This is a genomic window from Agromyces badenianii, from assembly GCF_003070885.1.
In the GTDB taxonomy this organism is placed as follows: Bacteria; Actinomycetota; Actinomycetes; order Actinomycetales; family Microbacteriaceae; genus Agromyces; species Agromyces badenianii.
In genome coordinates, this window is the sequence record NZ_CP028913.1 from 841,984 (window position 1) to 861,181 (window position 19,198).

The window sequence follows — 19,198 nt, forward strand, 5'->3', positions numbered from 1 at the left end:
GCCGCATGAGCACCTCCGTCTCCTCCGCCTTCGACCTCGACGCGTTCGGCCGCCGTCACATCGGCACGAGCCCGAGCGACCACGCGCTGATGCTCGCCGAACTCGGCTACGACTCCCTCGACGCCCTCATGGCCGCCGCGGTGCCCACGTCGATCCGCATGGGGGAGGTGCTGGACTCGGCGATCCCCGCTGCAGCGACCGAGCGCGAGGCGCTCGCCGAACTCGCCGCGCTCGCCGAGCAGAACACCGTGCGCACCTCGATGATCGGACTCGGCTACTTCGGCACCATCACGCCGTCGGTCATCCAGCGGAACGTGCTCGAGAACCCGAGCTGGTACACCGCCTACACGCCGTACCAGCCCGAGATCTCCCAGGGCCGGCTCGAGGCGCTCATCAACTTCCAGACGATGGTCACCGACCTCACGGGCCTCGACACCGCCAACGCGTCGATGCTCGACGAGGGCACCGCGGTCGTCGAGGGCATGCTGCTCGCCCGACGCGCCTCGAAGTCGACCTCGAACCGCTTCGTCGTCGACGCCGACGTGCTGCCGCAGACGCTGGCCCTGCTCGAGTCGCGCTCCGTCGCGGTCGGCATCGAGCTCGTCGTCGCCGAGCTCGGCGAGCAGACGGATGTCGCCGCCTTCGGCGAGCACTTCGGCCTCTTCGTGCAGTACCCGGGCGCCTCGGGGCGCGTGTGGAACCCGGCATCCGTCATCGCGGCTTCGAAGGCGCAGGGCGCGCTCGTCGTCGCCGCGGCCGACCTGCTCGCCCTCGCCGTCATCACGAGCCCGGGCGAGCTCGGCGCCGACGTCGCCGTCGGCACCTCGCAGCGATTCGGCGTGCCCATGGGCTTCGGCGGACCGCACGCCGGGTACATGGCCGTGCGCGGAGGCCTCGAGCGCCAGCTGCCCGGACGCCTGGTCGGCGTCTCGAAGGACGCCGTCGGCGCTCCCGCGTACCGGCTCACCCTGCAAGCCCGCGAGCAGCACATCCGCCGCGAGAAGGCGACGTCGAACATCTGCACGGCGCAGGTGCTGCTCGCCGTGATGGCGTCGATGTACGCCGTGTACCACGGGCCCCGAGGCATCCGTCACATCGCGGTGTCGACCGCGGCGAAGGCGGCCGCGCTCGCCGAGGTGCTCACCGGCTTCGGCCTGACGCTCGCGCACGAGGCCTACTTCGACACGCTGCGCGTGCACGTGCCGGGGCTCGCCGGCAACGTCGTCGAGCGTGCCCGACAGCTCGGCGTGAACCTGTGGGAGGCCGACGAGGCGACCGTGCACGTCGCGGTCGACGAGACGACGACCGAAGCCGAGCTCTCGCTCGTCGCCCGGGCGTTCGGGCTGCCCGAGCGCACCGAGGTCGTGGTCGAGGCGACGAGCCTTCCGGCCGTCGCGACCGGTGCGCTGCGGCGCTCGAGCGGCTACCTCGAGCACCCGGTGTTCAACACGCACCACTCCGAGACGCAGATGATGCGCTACCTGAAGACGCTCGCCGACCGCGACTACGCACTCGACCGCGGCATGATCCCGCTCGGCTCGTGCACGATGAAGCTCAACGCCGCCACCGAGATGCAGTCGGTGACGTGGCCCGAGTTCGCGAACCTGCACCCCTTCGCCCCCGAGGCCGACGTCGTCGGCACGCTCGGGCTCATCGAGCAGCTCGAGAGCTGGCTCGCCGAGGTGACCGGCTACGACACCGTGTCGCTGCAGCCGAACGCGGGCAGCCAGGGCGAGCTCGCGGGCCTGCTCGCGATCCGCGGGTACCACCTCGCGAACGGCGACACCGAGCGCACCGTGTGCCTCATCCCGTCGAGCGCGCACGGCACCAACGCGGCATCCGCGGTGCTCGCCGGCATGCGCGTCGTGGTGGTCGCGACCGACGAACTCGGCAACGTCGACCTCGACGACCTCCGCGCGAGGATCGACGAGCACGCCGCGAACCTCGCCGCCCTCATGATCACCTACCCGTCGACGCACGGCGTGTACGAGCACGAGGTGAAGGACATCACCCAGGCCGTGCACGACGCCGGCGGCCAGGTCTACGTCGACGGCGCGAACCTCAACGCCCTGCTCGGCTTCGCCCGTTTCGGCGACTTCGGTGGCGACGTCTCGCACCTCAACCTGCACAAGACGTTCTGCATCCCGCACGGCGGCGGCGGCCCGGGCGTCGGCCCGGTCGCGGCGAAGGCGCACCTCGCGCCGCACCTGCCGGGGCACCCGATGGCGCAGCGCGTCGACCACTCGGGGGGCGTCACGCACGACGGCGGCCCCGTCTCGGCGGCGCCGTACGGCAGCCCGTCGATCCTGCCGATCTCGTGGGCGTACGTGCGCATGATGGGATCCGAAGGCCTGAAGCAGGCGACCGCGTCGGCGGTGCTCGCGGCGAACTTCGTGGCCTCGCGCCTGCGCGCGCACTTCCCGGTGCTCTACACGGGCGACAACGGGCTCGTCGCGCACGAGTGCATCCTCGACCTGCGGCCGCTCACGGCGGCGACGGGCGTGACGGTCGACGACGTGGCCAAGCGCCTCGTCGACTACGGCTTCCACGCGCCGACGATGTCGTTCCCCGTCGCGGGCACGCTCATGGTCGAGCCGACCGAGTCGGAGGATCTCGCCGAGCTCGAGCGATTCGTCGAGGCGATGGTCGCCATCAAGGCCGAAGCCGACGCGGTCGCCGCCGGGCAGTGGCCGGCCGACGACAACCCGCTCGTGAACGCGCCGCACACCGCGGAGTCGGTCATCGCGGGGGAGTGGGCCCACCCCTACACGCGCGAGCAGGCGGTGTACCCGGTGCACGCGCTCGTGCGGGGCAAGTACTGGGTGCCGGTGCGCCGCATCGACCAGGCCTACGGCGACCGCAATCTCGTGTGCGCCTGCCCGCCGGTCGAGGCCTTCGCGTAGCGAACGCCTCGAGTCGGGTCAGCTCGGGAGCCCGCCCCACACGGCGCGGGCTCCCGAGTCGCCGATGAGCAGCAGGAGCACCATGACTCCGGAGCCGACGACCACGGATGCCGCGGCGAGCCCGATCCGCATGGCTCGTGCCGCCCCGGGCGAGTCGCGTCGCACCCGCTCGTCGCCGTAGCGGAACCACGCCCACTGCCCCGCGGCGACGACGAAGAGCGCGATCACCCAGGGCAGCAGCATCTCGCCGAATGCCTGGTGACGCGCGACGGCGGGCACGGGGCCGATGCGCTCGGCGAGCGACTGCCCGGCGGCGACCGTGATCGGCACGAGCCCGAGCACGAGGAGCGCGCCGAGCGCTGTCACGATCCCGCTCCGACGCCGGGCCGCCGGCCAGAACGCGCCGAGCAGCAGGGCGAGTACCGTGAGCGGTGTGAGCACGACCACCGTGTGCACGATGAGCGGGTGGAGGGGCAGGCCCGCGATCTGGAGCAGCTCCTCCTGGGCGAGTGAGGCGAGTTCCGTGACATCCATGACGAGAACACGTTACGCGGCCCGTCGAGGTTCACCCGCGCGCGGAAGTGAAGGTGGATGCACGCGCGGATGAACCGAACGGCGCGTCGCTTCGTTGTTCGAGTAGGAGGTGACGGATGTCGGTCGACGACGACAGCAGATTGGCCGCGCTCTACGACGCGCACGGACCATCGGTGTGGCGGTACGTCGTGCATCTCACCGGCGACCCTGCCGCCGCCGACGACATCGTGCAGGAGGCGCTGCTGCTCGCCTGGCGCAGCCCGCACATTCTGGCGCAGGAGCCGGCATCGACGAGATCGTGGATGTTCACGGTCGCCCGCAACCTCGTGATCGACGAGGCGCGCAGCGCCCGGCGTCGCCACGAGATCGGCGTCGCCGAGATGCCCGAGCGGGTGCAGCACGATGCCACCGACGCACTCTTCGAGAGCCTGCTGGTGGAGGAGGCCCTGGTGACGCTGAGTCTGGAGCACCGCGCGGTGATCGTGCACGCCTATTACGGCGGATGCAGCATCGCGGAGGTCGCCCGACGGCTCGGCGTCCCCGAAGGTACCGTGAAGTCCCGGCTTCACTACGGGCTGCGAGCCCTCAGGCTCGCATTGCAGGAGAAGGGAGTGACGCGATGAACGAGGGCCACGCGCGTTTCGCCGACTGGGATTCCGCCTACGTGCTCGGCGCACTCTCGCCTGCCGAGCGGATCGAGTACGAACAGCACCTCGAGACGTGCCATGTGTGCCGGCAGTCCATCGCCGAACTCGCTCCGATGCCCGGCCTGCTCGCACGGCTCTCGCCCGAGCGTGCCGCGGCGCTCCTCGAGGATCCCGACGAGGCGTCCGCGCCGGGTCCCCGCGATGATCTGATCGAGGCCGTGCGCCTGACAGACCGGCGCCGGCGCACTCGGCGAACCCGCACCTGGTGGATCGCCGGGGCCGCGGCGGCCGTGATCGCGTTCGTCGCCATCGCGGTGCCGCTCGCGATCGTCGGACCGCGCGCCGGGGCGGAGACGGTCGCGTTCGAATCGTCGTCCGACGTGCCGCTCACCGCCTCGGCGACGCTCACTCCCGTCGGTTGGGGCACGCGGATCGAGCTCGACTGCAGGTACGCGGACTCGGCGACATCCGGCGCGCCCGCCGAGGGCTGGCCGTACGAGCTGGTGGTCGTCGATCGCGACGGCGTGCGCAGCGAGGTGTCGAGCTGGCGGGCGAGTCCCGGAAGCGCTGCTCGCGTATCCGCGGGCACGGCCGTCGACCTCGATGAGATCGCGTCGCTCGAGATCGTCGCGGTGAACAGCGGTGACGTGCTCATGCGCGGCCCGTTCGGTTGAGCTTCGCGGTGGAACCGCATCGGATCCGGCGAACGGGTGAACCCTCCGGTGTTCCGTCTCGTGGTTCATATGAGGCCGCAGCCGCGGCCGCGAGTACGAGAGAAGGACTTCGCATGAAGCTGCGCATTGCAACCGGACTGGCCGTCGTGACCCTCGCCGTCGCGCTCGCGGGCTGCTCCGCACCATCGGCTCAGGAGCCGATGTACTCGGAGGGCACGTCGGAGACGAGCGAGGCGCCCGACACGGGCGCGGAGTCGTCGCAAGGGGCACTCACGACCGCCGAGTCGTCGCTCGGCGAGATCGTGGTCGATGGCGAGGGCATGACCGTCTACATGTTCGACAACGACACCAAGGGAGCCGACGAGAGCGCCTGCGCCGGGGAGTGCGCGACGAACTGGCCCGCCGTGACCACGGAGTCGGGCGTCCCCGAGGTCGAGGGCGTCACCGGCGAGGTCGGCACCATCACGGGCGTCGACGGTTCGACCCAGGTGACACTGAACGGCTGGCCGCTGTACTCCTTCGCGGGCGACGGCGCCTCGGGCGACACGAACGGCCAGGGTGTCGGCGACGTCTGGTGGGTGCTCACCCCCGCGGGCGAGAAGATCGGCGGCTGACGCGCTCGCGGCTACGCGGGACGCGGTGCGGCATGGCGGCCGCGCTCCGCGTAGTCGCGCGGTGCCGGCGTCGCGACGAGCGCGGCGCGGCGCGCGGTGACACGGGCGTGCGCGGCACGGATCTCCGCCTCCGTCGTGCGGTGCCGGCGTTCCGTGCGCCGTGCCGCGAGGCCGGCCGCGGCGAATGCGTGAGCCAGGTCCATGGTCTCGTTCCCCTCTCGCGCCGCGATCGGTCGGCGCGACGTCTCCATGGTTCCGAGTCCCGCGATCGGATGCATCCGGGCCATCCCGAGCGCCGCCCCCGGGGGTACACTGAGGTTCTCTCGATTTGCCTGTGGGTTCTGTCGTAAGGCCCGGGTTCTCTCAACGAAGAGGGGGGCACGATGCTCTTCGATCTCATTCCGACCCTCGCGACCGTCGGCTTCGTCGGTTTCCTCGTCGGCACCTCGATGCTCGCCGGGCGAGGCCTGGGCCTCGAGCAGCGGGCGGGGCTCATCGAACGGCGTGATCCGGGAACTGCCGCGGCGCTCCGCCGAGCCCAGTCGATCACCGACTACGCGAGCGTGGGAGTCTTCGGCCACGAGGGCTTCTCCGCGGTCTGCACGCCGACTCGGCGCAGCGGACTCGAGATGGCGCGCGTGCGCGCGACCGACTCCGACCTGCGGGTCGAGGTGGCAGAGGAGAGCCTGCCGCCGATGCCGACGACCGTCGTGGCGCTCGGCCGCAGCGAGCACGTGCCGCGCACGCCGCACGGCTCGCGCACGCGGCATCCGGAGCGGGCCGGTCAGCCGGTCGACGCGGCGAAGAGCGCGGGCCACCACCCCACCGCGAGCGGGTAGCCGACGAACGACACGACGTCGAGGATCCAGTGCGCGATGACGAGCGGCATCGTGCGGCCCCAGCGCTGGTAGCACCAGCCGAAGACGATGCCCATCGCGGCGTTGCCGAAGAACGGGCCGATGCCCTGGTAGAGGTGGTAGCTGCCGCGGAGCAGCGCACTCGACAGGATCGTCGCCCATGGCCCGACACCGAGTTCCTTGAACCGGGTGAAGAGGTAGCCGACGACGATGACCTCTTCGGTCAGCGCGGCTTCGAGCGCCCGGAACACCAGGATCGGCACGGTCCACCACAGCCAATCGGCCGGTGAAGCCTGCACGGCGACGGTGAGTCCGAGTGCGCGGCCGATCGCGTAGAGGGCGAGCCCCGGCACGCCGACGGCGACGACGAGCAGCACGCCGGATGCCGCGTCGCGGCCGGGCCTCGACAGGTCGAGCCCGATGCGGCGGAACGGGTTCGTGCCGGGAGCCCAGAGCAGGTACAGCACGAGAGCGACAGCGAAGAGGCCGAAGAAGACGTCGAGGAACTGGTAGGTGAAGTCGAGCCACTCCCGCGGCGCCCGTGACGGGTTCAGGGCCACGGACTGCTCACCGAGCGGAGTCTCGGCCGTGAGCTTCGCCACGATCGAGACGATCGAGTAGACGGCGGATGCCCCGAGCGACAGGCCGAGCACGATCACGACCTCGAGTCGCAGCCGCCGTGCAGATGACATGCGGCAATCTTCGCATGAGCGCCTCAAGCGCAAGAATCGTGCGGATTGAGACGATTTTCGTCGAAGGGGATCTCGGTAGGTTGCGCGTCGGTAACGGTTTGGCCATCTGGTTTGCTTCGAGGTGACCGGATTCATAGTCTCGATCTACCAGCGCTCCAGCGCGGCCACGAGCCGTGCTGTCGTCGCACATCCCACAGGAGGAACATTGAAGATCAAGAGAATCGGCGTAGCCGCCATTGCTCTTGCCGCCGCGGGAGCGCTTACGCTCTCGGGTTGCACCAGCGGCGAGCCGGAGTCGACCGGAGGCGCCGGCAGCTCGACGGCAGTCATCTCGACGAACAGCACCGAGCCGCAGAACCCCTTGGTCCCCACCAACACCAACGAAGTCGGCGGCGGTCTCATCGTCGACCACGTCTTCGCCGGACTGGTGTTCTACGACGCCGAGGGCAATGTCGAGAACGATGTCGCCGAGTCCATCGAGACCGAAGACAGCCAGAACTACACCATCAAGCTCAAGGCCGACCAGACCTTCACCAACGACGAGCCGGTCACGGCAGAGTCGTTCGTGAACGCGTGGAACTACGGCGCAGCTCTCGAGAACGCCCAGCTGTCGAGCTACTTCTTCGACTCGATCGAGGGATACAGCGCAGAAGAGAACGTCGAAGAGATGTCGGGCCTCGCGGTCGTCGATGACCTGACGTTCACGGTCAAGCTTTCACAGCCCGAGTCCGACTTCCCGCTGCGTCTCGGCTACTCGGCCTTCTTCCCGCTGCCCGAGGCGGCGTACGAGGACATCGAGGCGTTCGGCGAGAGCCCCATCGGCAACGGCCCGTACATGTTCGACGGCGAAGACGCCTGGAAGCACAATGAGCGGATCGACCTCGTCGTGAACCCCGACTACGACGGCCCCCGCAAGGCGCAGAACGGTGGCCTCGACGTCATCCTCTACGCCAGCACGGATGCCGCGTACGCCGACCTGCAGGCCGGCAACGTCGATGTGCTCCAAGACCTCCCCGAGAGCGCCCTCGAGACGTTCGAGACGGAGTTCGAGGGTCGTTCGGTCAACCAGCCCGCCGCGGCGAACGCCACGATCACGATCCCCGAGCGCCTGGCGCACTTCAGCGGTGAAGAGGGCAAGCTGCGGCGCGCCGCGATCTCGCACGCCATCAACCGCGAAGAGATCACCGAGGTCATCTACAGCGGCACGCGCACTCCGGCCCACGACTTCACGTCGCCGGTCATCGCCGGTTACTCCGAGGAGATCCCCGGTTCCGAGGTTCTCGAGTTCGACGCCGACCTGGCGAAGGAACTCTGGGCCGAGGCCGACGCGATCGCACCGTGGAGCGGTTCCTTCCAGCTCGCGTACAACGCCGACGGCCCCAACCAGGGCTGGGTCGACGCTGTGGCGAACCAGTTGAAGAACAACCTCGGCATCGACGCATCCGGTGCACCGGTTCCCACGTTCGCCGAACTCCGCACGGCCGTCACCGACCGCGCGATCCAGACGTCGTTCCGCACCGGTTGGCAGGGTGACTACCCGTCGCTGTCGAACTTCCTCGGGCCGATCTTCTACACCGGCGCAGGCTCGAACGACGGCGACTACTCGAACCCCGCGTTCGACCAGCTCATCGACGAGGGACTCGGTGCCACCGACATCGAGGCCGGCATCGAGAGCTTCCAGCAGGCGCAGGAGATCCTCTTCGAGGACCTTCCCGCCATCCCGCTGTGGTACACCAACACCGCGGGTGCATGGGGCGAGCAGGTCGACAACGTCGAGTTCGGCTGGAACACCGTCCCGCTCTACTACCAGATCACGAAGAGCGAGTAGTCAGTTCTCGTTCCGGGTGAGTGGGGTTAGACTCTGACTCGCCCGTGGGGCGGCAGCCGACCGGCTGCCGCCCCACTCCCACGTTGTCCACGATGTCCTGCCGATCGGCGTCGCATCGAGTGGACGAACTCGCAAGCGGTGAGGTCCCCTTCAATATGTCAACATCCACGAACAGCGAGGCCTGATCGATGGCCGGCTATATCGTGCGCCGAATCCTTCAGGCGATCCCTGTGCTTCTCGGCACCACGTTCCTGATCTACTTCATGGTCTTCGCCATGCCCGGCGACCCGGTCGTCGCGCTCTTCGGCGAGAAGACGCCGCCCCCCGCGGTACTCGAACAGCTGCGTGAGCGCTACAACCTGGATGAGCCGTTCCTCGTCCAGTACTTCATCTTCCTCGGCAACATCTTCCGGGGCGACCTCGGCGTCTCGTTCTCCGGGCAGCCCGGTGTCGGAGATCCTCGCTCAGACCTTCCCGGTCACGCTGCGTCTCGCGCTGCTCCTCCACGGTCTTCCTGATGGTCGGCGGCATCACCGTCGGCCTCGTCTCGGGTCTGCGCAAGGGCGGCTTCTTCGATGCGAGCGCGCTCGTCGTCAGCCTCATCTTCATCTCGCTGCCGATCTTCGTCGTGGGCTTCGTTGCGCAATTCATCTTCGGTATCCAGCTCGGATGGTTCAGAACGACCGTCGGTGCAGGAGCACCATGGTCGGACCTCGTCTTGCCGGCGCTCGTGCTGGCGACGGGCAGCTTCGCACAGATCGTCCGACTGACCCGCGCGTCGGTCATCGAGACAGACGGTCAGGACTTCGTTCGCACCGCGGCGAGCAAGGGCCTCTCCCGGAGCCGCATCGTCCCCGTGCACATCCTGCGCAACTCGTTGATCCCCGTCGTCACCTATCTCGGGGTCGACTTCGGTGTTCTGATGGTCGGTGCCGTCGTCACCGAGGGCATCTTCAACGTTCCGGGCGTCGGCCGAACCGTCTACCAGGCGATCATCCGCGGAGAGAATCCCACGGTCGTCGCCTTCGTCACCGTCATGGTCCTGATCTATCTCGTGGTGAATCTGCTGATCGATCTGCTCTACGCCGTGCTCGACCCGAGGATCCGCTATGCCAAGTAACACCAGACCCGACCAGCAGCACTACGTTGCGCCACTCGAAGAGACCCAGCTCGTCGCCATCGACTCCATCAAGGCCGACGGCAAGCCCTCGAACCTCTGGCGCGACGCCTGGGCCGATGTGCGCAAGCGACCGATGTTCTGGATCTCCGCGGCGCTCATCCTGATCGTCGTCGTCGTGGCGCTGTTCCCCGGGTGGTTCACCCAGGTGCCGCCGAACAACGACTGCCAGCTCGCCAACAGCAACGGCGGCCCGACCGAGGGCCACCCGCTCGGCTTCACGAAACAGGGCTGCGACATCTACTCGCGGATCATTCACGGAACCTCGACGTCGCTCTCGGTCGGCCTCATCGTGACGTTCCTCGTGGCCTTCCTCGGCATCATCTTCGGTGCCTTCGCGGGCTTCTACGGTGGATGGATCGACGCGGTGCTCTCCCGTCTGGGTGACATCTTCTTCTCGATCCCCTACATCCTCGCCGCCGTCGTCGTCATGTCGGTGCTGTCCCAGTACGCGAACGTGTGGGTGATCTCGCTCGCGATCGGTGTGTTCGCGTGGCCGGCGACGGCTCGTGTGTTGCGAGCCGAGATATTCAGGGTGAAGAACGCCGACTTCGTCATGGCCGCCACCGCGCTCGGAGTGTCGCGTTTCCGCATTCTGCTGCGCCATGTTCTGCCGAACTCGATCGCACCGGTCATCGTCATCACGACGATCTCGCTCGCTTCGGCGATCGTGGCCGAGGCGACTCTGTCGTTCCTCGGTGTCGGACTCCCGTCTTCGACGATGTCGTGGGGCAATGACATCTCGGCCGCCCAGAACGACCTGCGCAGCGCCCCGCAGACGCTCATCCTTCCCTCGATCGCACTGTCGGTCACCGTGCTGAGCTTCATCATGCTCGGCGAGGTCGTGCGCGACGCGCTCGATCCGAAGGCGAGGGCACGGCGATGATCGAGACTTCGAACGGATCGAACGTGCAAACAGAACGCGCCGACGGCGCCGAACGCCCCCTGCTCGAGATCAAAGACCTGCAGGTCGGCTTCAACACCCAAGACGGTCTCGTGAAGGCCGTCGACGGTGTGAACATCACCCTCTACCGCGGGCAGAGCCTCGCGATCGTGGGGGAGTCGGGCTCCGGCAAGTCGACGACCGCGCACGCGATCATCAACCTCCTGCCCGGCACCGGTCACATCTCGGGCGGACAGATCCTCCTCGACGGCCAAGACTTGACGAAGGCCGGCAAGCGGGAGATGGAGGCCGTTCGCGGCCGCAAGATCGGGTTCGTGCCGCAGGACCCGATGTCGAACCTCAACCCCGTGTGGTCGATCGGATTCCAGGTCGAAGAGGCGATCAGGGCCAACGGCATCGCGACCGGGCGCAAAGAGGTCAAGAAGCGCGCGATCGAGGTGCTGAAACAGGCGGGCCTCGGCGATGCCGACCGTCGCATGAAGCAGTTCCCGCACCAGTTCTCGGGCGGCATGCGCCAGCGCGTGCTGATCGGCATGGGCCTCGCAGCCGACCCGCAGCTGCTCATCGCCGACGAGCCGACCTCGGCGCTCGACGTCACCGTGCAGCGGGTCATCCTCGACCACCTCGAGTCGCTCACCCGTGAGCTCGGCACGACCCTGCTCTTCATCACGCACGACCTCGGCCTCGCGGCCGAGCGTGCCGAGCAGCTCGTGGTCATGTACAAGGGACGGGTCGTCGAATCCGGTCCGTCGGCCGAGATCCTGCAGAACCCGCAGCACCCCTACACGCAGCGGCTCGTCGCCGCGGCGCCGAGCCTCGCTTCGCGTCGCATCCAGGCGACCGGCTCGATCGCGGCCGCCGAGTCGTCGATCGCCGAGGGTGCGGCGGCTGCGGCGGGCGACACGATCGACCTCATCGCCACGGCCGAGGCTCGGGCCGAGGCGCTTGCGGCGGCCCCTCCGGCTCCGCCGGCGATCGTGGTCGAAGACCTCACCAAGGTCTTCAAGATCCGCGGTTCGGGCGACTTCACCGCCGTCGACAAGGTGTCGTTCCAGATCGCGAAGGGCACCACCACGGCGCTCGTCGGCGAGTCGGGCTCCGGCAAGTCGACCGTGGCGAAGATGCTGCTGAAGCTCGAGGAAACGACGAGCGGCAGGATCGTCGTGGGCGGTGAAGACCTCGCGAGCGTGACCGGCAAGGAGCTCTTCAACCTCCGCAGCCGCATGCAACCGGTCTTCCAAGACCCGTACGGTTCGCTGAACCCGCTGCGCAACATCGGCAACACGATCGCGGAGCCGCTGTTCACGCACAAGATCGGCTCGAACGCCTCTCGTCGTGAGCGGGTGTACGAGCTGCTCGACCAGGTGTCGCTGCCGCGCACGCTCATCAGCCGCTATCCCAACGAGCTCTCGGGCGGTCAGCGCCAGCGCATCGCCATCGCGCGTGCGTTGGCGTTGAAGCCCGAGATCGTCGTGCTCGATGAGGCGGTCTCGGCCCTCGACGTGCTCGTGCAGGCGCAGATCCTGCGACTGCTCGCCGACCTGCAGGCCGAGCTCGGCCTGACGTATCTCTTCATCACCCACGACCTCGCGGTCGTGCGCGTCATCGCCGACAACGTCTGCGTGATGCAGAAGGGGCGCATCGTCGAGTCAGCGAGCACCGACGAGGTGTTCGACCGCCCGCAGGAGCAGTACACGAGAGATCTGCTCGCGGCGATCCCGGGCGCGAACATCGAGCTCGGCGCCTAGCGCAGAAGGCACCGCACGACGCGAGCGCCCGGCATCCGGTCATTCGGATGCCGGGCGCTCGCGCGTTCCCAGCGTCGTGGCCGTCGGGCAGGGTACGCTAGAGGGGCGCACGCCGTCACTGCGGCATCCCGCGCTCCCACAGACCTTCACCACAGTGCTTCCGCGCTGTCCCCGTACCGTGCTCATGGCGCTCGGACGGCGGCGCGGCGGCCGGCATCCACGAGGACCAAACATGGCGAACGCCACCCGGAACGATCTGCGCAACGTCGCGATCGTCGCACACGTCGACCACGGCAAGACCACGCTCGTCGACGCGATGCTCAATCAGACGCACTCGTTCGCCGAGCACGCGCACGTCGAAGAGCGCGCGATGGACTCCAACGAGCTCGAGCGCGAGAAGGGCATCACGATCCTCGCCAAGAACACGGCGATCTCGTACAAGGGCGTGCACGCCACCGACGGCCCGATCACGATCAACGTCATCGACACCCCGGGTCACGCCGACTTCGGCGGCGAGGTCGAGCGCGGCCTGTCGATGGTCGACGGCGTCGTGCTGCTCGTCGACTCGAGCGAGGGCCCGCTGCCGCAGACCCGCTTCGTGCTCCGCAAGGCGCTCGAGGCCCGCATGCCGGTGATCCTGCTCGTCAACAAGACCGACCGTCCCGACGCCCGCATCGACGAGGTCGTCGCCGAGAGCCAAGACCTCCTGCTCGGCCTCGCCTCCGACCTGGCCGACGACGTGCCCGACCTCGACCTCGATGCGATCCTCGACGTGCCGGTCGTCTACGCCTCGGGCCGCAACGGCGCAGCGAGCCACAACAAGCCCGGCAACGGCGAACTCCCCGACAACGACGACCTCGAGCCGCTCTTCGAGGCGATCCTGCAGCACATCCCGGCGCCGACCTACGACGACGAGCACCCCCTGCAGGCCCACGTCACGAACCTCGACGCCTCGCCGTTCCTCGGTCGTCTCGCACTGCTCCGCGTCTTCCACGGCACCATCAAGAAGGGCCAGACGGTCGCCTGGGTCAAGCACGACGGCACCGTGCAGAACGTGCGCGTGACCGAGCTCTTCCTCACGAAGGCACTCGACCGCTACCCCGCAGAGAGCGCCGGCCCCGGCGACATCGCCGTGGTCGCGGGCTTCGAGGACATCATGATCGGCGACACGCTCGCCGACCCCGAAGACGTGCGCCCGCTCCCGATCATCGCGGTCGACGAGCCGGCGATCTCGATGACGATCGGCACGAACACCTCGCCCCTCGTCGGCAAGGTCAAGGGGCACAAGCTCACCGCCCGCATGGTGAAAGACCGCCTCGACCGCGAACTCGTCGGCAACGTCTCCCTCAAGGTCGTCGACATCGGCCGCCCCGACGCGTGGGAGGTGCAGGGCCGCGGCGAGCTCGCGCTCGCGATCCTCGTCGAGCAGATGCGTCGCGAGGGCTACGAGCTCACGGTCGGCAAGCCGCAGGTGGTCACGAAGCTCGTCGACGGCAAGGTGCACGAGCCCTACGAGCACCTCACGATCGACGCCCCTGAAGAGTACCTCGGTGCGATCACGCAGCTGCTCGCCGCCCGCAAGGGCCGCATGGACAACATGTCGAACCACGGCACCGGCTGGGTGCGCATGGAGTTCATCGTGCCGAGCCGCGGGCTCATCGGCTTCCGCACCGAGTTCATGACGACCACGCGCGGCACCGGCATCGCGAACGCGATCTCGCACGGGTACGACGCGTGGGCTGGCCAGATCGTCACGCGCAACAACGGCTCGATCGTCGCCGACCGCTCGGGCGTCGTGACGCCGTTCGCGATCATCGCCCTGCAGGAGCGCATGACCTTCTTCGTGAACCCCACCGAAGAGGTCTACGAGGGCATGGTGATCGGCGAGAACTCGCGTGCCGACGACATGGACGTCAACATCACCAAAGAGAAGAAGCTGACGAACATGCGTCAGTCGACGGCCGACAACTTCGAGTCGATGACGCCTTCGCGCCAGCTCTCGCTCGAGGAGTGCCTCGAGTTCGCCCGCGAAGACGAGTGCGTCGAGGTCACCCCGACCGCGGTGCGCATCCGCAAGGTCGAGCTCGACGCGACGGCTCGCGCGCGCACGACGTCGCGCCTGAAGAAGCAGGGCTAGCCGCACCGGCGAGCAGCACGAGCGGATGCCGCGGGGTCGACGACCTCGCGGCATCCGCTCGTTCGCGTTCGCAGGGTTCGCGCATGCAGCGCGGAGGTTCCTCCCAGAGTCCGTGCGTACCGTAACTGAGGTTGCCTCGCCCCCAGGCATCTGAAGACCCGATACCCGACCCTGAGATACGTCACCCACCTGATGAGTTCCCCCATGCACGGCCGCCGCGCGGCCGCCCCAGCCCGTTCCCGCCCCGCCCGAACCGCGCCGGTCGCCAGCCTCTCGGAGGCACCGATCGCCGCGGAGGGCACTCGCCTGCGCACCCCGCTGCGCCCGCTCCTCTCGCTCATCGCGATGTCATTCGCGGGCGCCATGATGGTCGCCACGAGCGTTCCCGCCTTGGCGATCACCGCCACCGATGCAGAGCCGCGCGCCTCGGTGTACGCGCCCGTCGAAGACACCGTCGAATACGTGCCGCAGACCGTCGAGGTCGGCAGCGACGGGGTCATGACCACCCTCGCCGCCGAGCAGTATCACGTCGAGGCGGCGCCCCCGCCCATCGTCTCGCAGGTGGCGAGCGTCGGCAGCGTGGCGATCGTCGACACCGATGCGATCGTCTGGCCGGTGCTGACGCCCGACCGCCGCAGCTCGGGCTTCGGTCCGCGCTCGGCGCCGTGCGCGGGCTGCTCGACCAACCACGACGGGGTCGACTTCAACCCGGGCAACGGCACACCCGTGATGTCGATCGCCGACGGCGTGGTCGTGCTCGCGACCGAGAGCGGCGGCGGTCTCGGCGTCAACGTCGAGGTGCAGCACAACATCGGCGGCGAACTCGTCACGAGCTCCTACGGGCACATGCAGTACGGCTCGATCGCCGTCTCGGTCGGCCAGCAGGTCGCCGCCGGCCAGCAGCTCGGACTCGTGGGCACGACCGGCCAGTCGACCGGTCCGCACCTGCACCTCGAGATGTTCGGGGTCGACGGCGTGCGGTTCGACGGCTTCGCCTGGCTGGCGGCGCGCATCGGCTGACCGTGCGCCTGGCCGGTGGCGCGCCTCGCCCTACCGCGCCACTCGCCGAAGACAGCGCTGCTCAGGCGCCGGTGAACCCCGGTTCGCGCTTCTCGATGAAGGCCGCGACGCCCTCGCGCATGTCCTCGGTGCGGAACGCATCGCCGAAGCCCGCGATCTCGATCTCGGCCGCGCGATCGGTGCGCCGGCCGGCAGCGGCGACGAGCACCCGCTTGGCGATACCGACGGCCGGTGCCGCGTTCGCCTCGATCTCGGCGAGCGTCGCCCGGGCGCCCTCGAAGAGCGCATCCCGGTCGGCGAAGGTGCGGGAGACGAGCCCCATGGCGGCTGCCTCGGCCGCGTCGATGCGCCGAGCGGTGTAGATGAGTTCCTTCGCACGCGCGAGGCCGACAGCGCGGGGGAGGCGAACGGTGCCGCCGAATCCCGGGGTGAGCCCGAGGCGCACCTCGGGCTGACCGAAGGTCGAGGCATCCGTCGCATAGATGAAGTCGCAGGCGAGCGCGAGCTCGAGGCCGCCGCCGAGCGCGAAGCCGTCGACGCAGGCGATGACGGGAGCTGCGAGCCCTTCGATCGCGCCGGCGACGCGGTGGCCGAGTCGCGCCGACTCCTCGCCCTGCTCGGGGGTGAGGTCGGCCATGGCGCGAATGTCGGCGCCCGCGACGAACGCGCGTCCGCCGGCTCCGGTGAGGAGCACTCCGCGCACGGCGCTGCCGTCGGCGGCGAGCGACTCGAAGGCCGCGTGCAGCGCGCGGAGCACGTCGGGGGAGAGGGCGTTCAGCGCCGCGGGGCGATCGATCGTGACGATCGCGATGCCGCCATCGCGCTCGACACGCACATCGGGTCCGCTCGCCTGGGGGGTCTCGGCCATCATCGGTCCTCTCCGCACGGCGCGTCCCGTGTCCCCGTCCACGGTACGCCATCGTCGGCGGGCGCCCCGGCGGCTAGAATTCGAGCTGGGGTCATCGGATGCCGCGTGCGCCGTGCACCGTTCCCCTCCCCGACCGATGCGCACGAGGAGACGGCCATGCGACACTCCACCTTCAGCCGACTGGGCACCGCCGCGGTGCTCGCGGCGCTCACCGCGACGCTGCTCTCCGGGTGCTTCCCGAATCCCGCCGACCTCGTGAACCAGGGCGTCGAAGACGCCGTCGAAGACGCCACCGGCGGCGAGGTGAGCCTCGGCGGCGAGCTGCCGGCCGACTTCCCCGAATCGGTCGCCCTGATCGACGGCGAGATCGCCTTCGCCGCCGGCGCGGGGGGCAGCGAGGGGTGGATGGTCATGGTCACCTCGACCGCGGCCGACCCGGTCGCCGATGCCGCCGCGAAGCTCGAGGCCGCCGGGTTCACCGAGGACACCACCCTGTCCGGTGAGGGCGCGAGCGCCGTGGTGTATTCGAACGGCGAGTACCTCGTGCTCGTGGCCGGTGAGGGCGAGACCGTGTCGTACACGGTCACCCAGCAGCCGAAATGACGGGCCGCGGCAGTCGCCTCGGCAGCATCGTCGTCTCGTTCCTGATCGGCCTCGTCTACGGCGCCTTGGGCACGGTCGGCCACCGTGCCGCGATCCAGATCGGCGACATCTCGGTCCCTTGGGGTCTCGCCGCCGCGCTCGTGGGTGTGGCCGGGCTCCTCCTCGGGATCTGTCTGGTGGCCGGCGGCCGTGCCGCAGCCGCCGCCGCGGGCGCCGGGATCATCGTCGCCGTCGCCGTGCTCACCCTGCCCGGCCCCGGCGGATCGGTGCTCATCGTCGGCGATCTCACCGGCACGGTGTGGTCGATCGCGCCGGCCCTCATCGCGGTGCTCGTGGTCGCCTGGCCGGCGCTGCCCTCGACCCGGCCGCGCGACGCCTAGACTGGAGTTCCAGCCTTCCGAAGGGACAGCGAACCACCGTGACCTATGTCATCGCCCTTCCGTGTGTCGACGTCAAAGACCGTGCCTGCATCGACGAGTGCCCGGTCGACTGCATCTACGAGGGTGAGCGCTCGCTCTACATCCACCCCGACGAGTGCGTCGACTGCGGGGCCTGCGAACCGGTCTGCCCGGTCGAGGCCATCTACTACGAAGACGACCTGCCCGACGTGTGGGCCGACTACTACAAGGCCAACGTCGAGTTCTTCGACGACATCGGCTCGCCGGGCGGCGCAGCCAAGATCGGCGTCATCCCGAAAGACCACCCCGTGATCTCGGTGCTCCCTCCGCAGGCGCACTGAGCATGACGCGCGGCGAACTGCCCGACTACCCGTGGGACCTCATGGCCCCCTACCGGGAGCGGGCCGCGAGGCACCCGGGCGGAGTCGTCGACCTCTCGATCGGCTCTCCCGTCGACCCCACACCCGAGCTCGTACGTGAGGCCCTCGCCGAGGCGAGCGACGCGCACGCGTATCCCCAGACGACCGGCACCGACGAGCTCCGCAGCGAGATCGTCGCCTGGTTCGCCCGGCGTCGGGGCGTCCACGGGCTCACCACGGCGCACGTCTTGCCGACGGTGGGGTCCAAAGAACTCGTCGCGCTCCTGCCCTTCCTGCTCGGGCTCGGCGAGGGAGACGTCGTGGTGCACCCGTGCGCCGCGTACCCGAGCTACGAGATGGGCGCGGTGCTCGTCGGTGCCACCGCGATGGCCTCCGACGATCCTGCAGAATGGCCGGCCGCGACGAAGCTCGTCTGGCTGAACAGCCCGGGCAACCCCGACGGCAGGGTGCTCACGATCGAAGAGCTCCGCGCAGCCCACGAGCGGGCCGCCGAACTCGGCGCGATCATCGTCGGCGACGAATGCTACGCCGAGCTCGGCTGGGAGGGCGAGTGGGCGGATGCCCCGGTGCCGAGCCTGCTCGACCCGCGCGTGATCGGCGACAGCCGCCACAACACGCTCGTCGCCTATTCGCTGTCGAAGCAATCGAACATGGCAGGCTACCGCACCGCCTTCATCGCCGGTTGCAGCACCGTGATCGGCCGCCTCACCACGGTGCGCAAGCACGCCGGACTCATGGTTCCCCAGCCGCTGCAGGCGGCGATGCTCGCCGCGCTCCGCGACGACGTGCACGTCGCCGAGCAGAAGGAGCGCTACCGTGCCCGTCGTGCACTGCTGAAGCCGTCGCTCGAAGCCGCCGGGTTCCGAATCGATCGCAGCGAGGCCGGGCTCTACCTCTGGGCGACCGAGGGGCGTGACGCCTGGGAGTCGATCGGGCGCCTCGCCGACCTCGGCATCGTGGCGGGCCCCGGCCACTTCTACGGCGTGCACCACCCCGAGCACGTGCGCGTGTCGCTGACCGCGAGCGACGAGCGGGTTCAGGCTGCTTCCGAACGACTTCGGGCCGCCGCTGCGGCGTGACATCCACTCGTGCGCCTCATCGCTTCGCCCTGTACGGTTGTGATCTCCGCCAACGGATACAATGATCTGTTGGCGGATGCAACAGTGGGCTCGGAGCGCGTCTAGGCTGTACACGGACCGCGGCCGACCCCCCTA

The 19,198-nt window shown here is 69.1% G+C and carries 18 protein-coding genes and 1 pseudogene; 15 read left to right on the forward strand and 4 right to left on the reverse strand.

What is annotated here, in order from left to right:
• Window positions 1–5 precede the first annotated feature (5 nt).
• Entirely contained in the window at window positions 6–2,903 is a 2,898-nt protein-coding gene (gene gcvP / locus DCE93_RS04055) for an aminomethyl-transferring glycine dehydrogenase (protein ID WP_108594756.1), read from the forward strand.
• Between the two features lie 18 nt (window positions 2,904–2,921).
• On the opposite strand, the gene DCE93_RS04060 is transcribed toward gcvP, so the two are convergent.
• Entirely contained in the window at window positions 2,922–3,437 is a 516-nt protein-coding gene (locus DCE93_RS04060) for a DUF2231 domain-containing protein (RefSeq protein WP_108594757.1), read from the reverse strand.
• Between the two features lie 116 nt (window positions 3,438–3,553).
• On the opposite strand from DCE93_RS04060, the gene DCE93_RS04065 reads away from it, so the two are divergent.
• From DCE93_RS04065 to DCE93_RS04075, 3 genes are all read left to right on the forward strand, one after another.
• Window positions 3,554–4,060 (forward strand): sigma-70 family RNA polymerase sigma factor, encoded by a 507-nt coding sequence (locus DCE93_RS04065; RefSeq protein WP_108594758.1) that lies wholly within the window; start codon window positions 3,554–3,556, stop codon window positions 4,058–4,060.
• Window positions 4,057–4,758 carry an anti-sigma factor family protein gene (locus DCE93_RS04070; protein ID WP_108594759.1) on the forward strand — a complete coding sequence of 234 codons (702 nt, stop codon included), beginning with the start codon at window positions 4,057–4,059 and terminating at the stop codon, window positions 4,756–4,758. The genes DCE93_RS04065 and DCE93_RS04070 overlap by 4 nt, the downstream gene beginning before the upstream one ends.
• Window positions 4,759–4,871: 113 nt before the next feature.
• On the forward strand, window positions 4,872–5,372 hold the full coding sequence (locus DCE93_RS04075) for a COG4315 family predicted lipoprotein (protein WP_108594760.1): 501 nt from the start codon (window positions 4,872–4,874) through the stop codon (window positions 5,370–5,372).
• 11 nt (window positions 5,373–5,383) lie between these two features.
• Here the strand turns inward: DCE93_RS04075 and DCE93_RS04080 are convergent, their stop codons facing one another.
• A complete protein-coding gene (locus DCE93_RS04080) occupies window positions 5,384–5,575 on the reverse strand; it encodes a hypothetical protein (protein ID WP_133411897.1) in 192 nt (63 codons plus the stop codon).
• Between the two features lie 180 nt (window positions 5,576–5,755).
• Here DCE93_RS04080 and DCE93_RS04085 point away from each other — a divergent pair, with 180 nt between their 5' ends.
• Window positions 5,756–6,211 carry a hypothetical protein gene (locus tag DCE93_RS04085; protein ID WP_108594762.1) on the forward strand — a complete coding sequence of 152 codons (456 nt, stop codon included), beginning with the start codon at window positions 5,756–5,758 and terminating at the stop codon, window positions 6,209–6,211.
• Here the strand turns inward: DCE93_RS04085 and DCE93_RS04090 are convergent.
• Window positions 6,157–6,921, reverse strand: a complete 765-nt coding sequence (locus tag DCE93_RS04090; RefSeq protein ID WP_108594763.1) for a CPBP family intramembrane glutamic endopeptidase — start codon at window positions 6,919–6,921, stop codon at window positions 6,157–6,159. The genes DCE93_RS04085 and DCE93_RS04090 overlap by 55 nt on opposite strands.
• 205 nt (window positions 6,922–7,126) lie before the next feature.
• Here DCE93_RS04090 and DCE93_RS04095 point away from each other — a divergent pair, with 205 nt between their 5' ends.
• The 6 genes and pseudogenes from DCE93_RS04095 to DCE93_RS04120 all read left to right on the forward strand — a co-directional run bounded on the left by DCE93_RS04095 (window position 7,127) and on the right by DCE93_RS04120 (window position 15,735).
• Window positions 7,127–8,749: a peptide ABC transporter substrate-binding protein gene (locus tag DCE93_RS04095; protein WP_108594764.1), complete on the forward strand. Its 1,623-nt coding sequence runs from the start codon at window positions 7,127–7,129 to the stop codon at window positions 8,747–8,749.
• Window positions 8,750–8,937: 188 nt separating this feature from the next.
• Window positions 8,938–9,869, forward strand: a pseudogene (locus DCE93_RS04100) (ABC transporter permease).
• A complete protein-coding gene (locus DCE93_RS04105) occupies window positions 9,859–10,812 on the forward strand; it encodes an ABC transporter permease (RefSeq protein WP_108594765.1) in 954 nt (317 codons plus the stop codon). The pseudogene DCE93_RS04100 and the gene DCE93_RS04105 overlap by 11 nt, the downstream one beginning before the upstream one ends.
• Window positions 10,809–12,578, forward strand: coding sequence for a dipeptide ABC transporter ATP-binding protein (locus tag DCE93_RS04110; protein WP_108594766.1), 1,770 nt, complete (start codon window positions 10,809–10,811; stop codon window positions 12,576–12,578). Before DCE93_RS04105 ends, DCE93_RS04110 begins: the two co-directional genes overlap by 4 nt.
• A gap of 232 nt (window positions 12,579–12,810) precedes the next feature.
• Window positions 12,811–14,715 carry a translational GTPase TypA gene (gene typA / locus DCE93_RS04115; protein ID WP_108594767.1) on the forward strand — a complete coding sequence of 635 codons (1,905 nt, stop codon included), beginning with the start codon at window positions 12,811–12,813 and terminating at the stop codon, window positions 14,713–14,715.
• Window positions 14,716–14,919: 204 nt separating this feature from the next.
• Entirely contained in the window at window positions 14,920–15,735 is an 816-nt protein-coding gene (locus tag DCE93_RS04120) for a M23 family metallopeptidase (RefSeq protein WP_168186164.1), read from the forward strand.
• Window positions 15,736–15,796: 61 nt separating this feature from the next.
• Here the strand turns inward: DCE93_RS04120 and DCE93_RS04125 are convergent, their stop codons facing one another.
• A complete protein-coding gene (locus DCE93_RS04125) occupies window positions 15,797–16,603 on the reverse strand; it encodes an enoyl-CoA hydratase/isomerase family protein (RefSeq protein WP_108594769.1) in 807 nt (268 codons plus the stop codon).
• Between the two features lie 156 nt (window positions 16,604–16,759).
• Here DCE93_RS04125 and DCE93_RS04130 point away from each other — a divergent pair, with 156 nt between their 5' ends.
• From DCE93_RS04130 to dapC, 4 genes are read left to right on the forward strand one after another with little or no spacing between them, the layout of a single operon-like run.
• A complete protein-coding gene (locus DCE93_RS04130; protein ID WP_133411898.1) occupies window positions 16,760–17,206 on the forward strand; it encodes a hypothetical protein in 447 nt (148 codons plus the stop codon).
• Window positions 17,203–17,586: a hypothetical protein gene (locus DCE93_RS04135; RefSeq protein ID WP_108594771.1), complete on the forward strand. Its 384-nt coding sequence runs from the start codon at window positions 17,203–17,205 to the stop codon at window positions 17,584–17,586. The genes DCE93_RS04130 and DCE93_RS04135 overlap by 4 nt, the downstream gene beginning before the upstream one ends.
• Window positions 17,587–17,624: 38 nt before the next feature.
• On the forward strand, window positions 17,625–17,945 hold the full coding sequence (gene fdxA, locus DCE93_RS04140) for a ferredoxin (protein ID WP_108594772.1): 321 nt from the start codon (window positions 17,625–17,627) through the stop codon (window positions 17,943–17,945).
• Between the two features lie 2 nt (window positions 17,946–17,947).
• On the forward strand, window positions 17,948–19,063 hold the full coding sequence (gene dapC / locus DCE93_RS04145) for a succinyldiaminopimelate transaminase (RefSeq protein WP_108594773.1): 1,116 nt from the start codon (window positions 17,948–17,950) through the stop codon (window positions 19,061–19,063).
• Window positions 19,064–19,198: the final 135 nt, after the last annotated feature.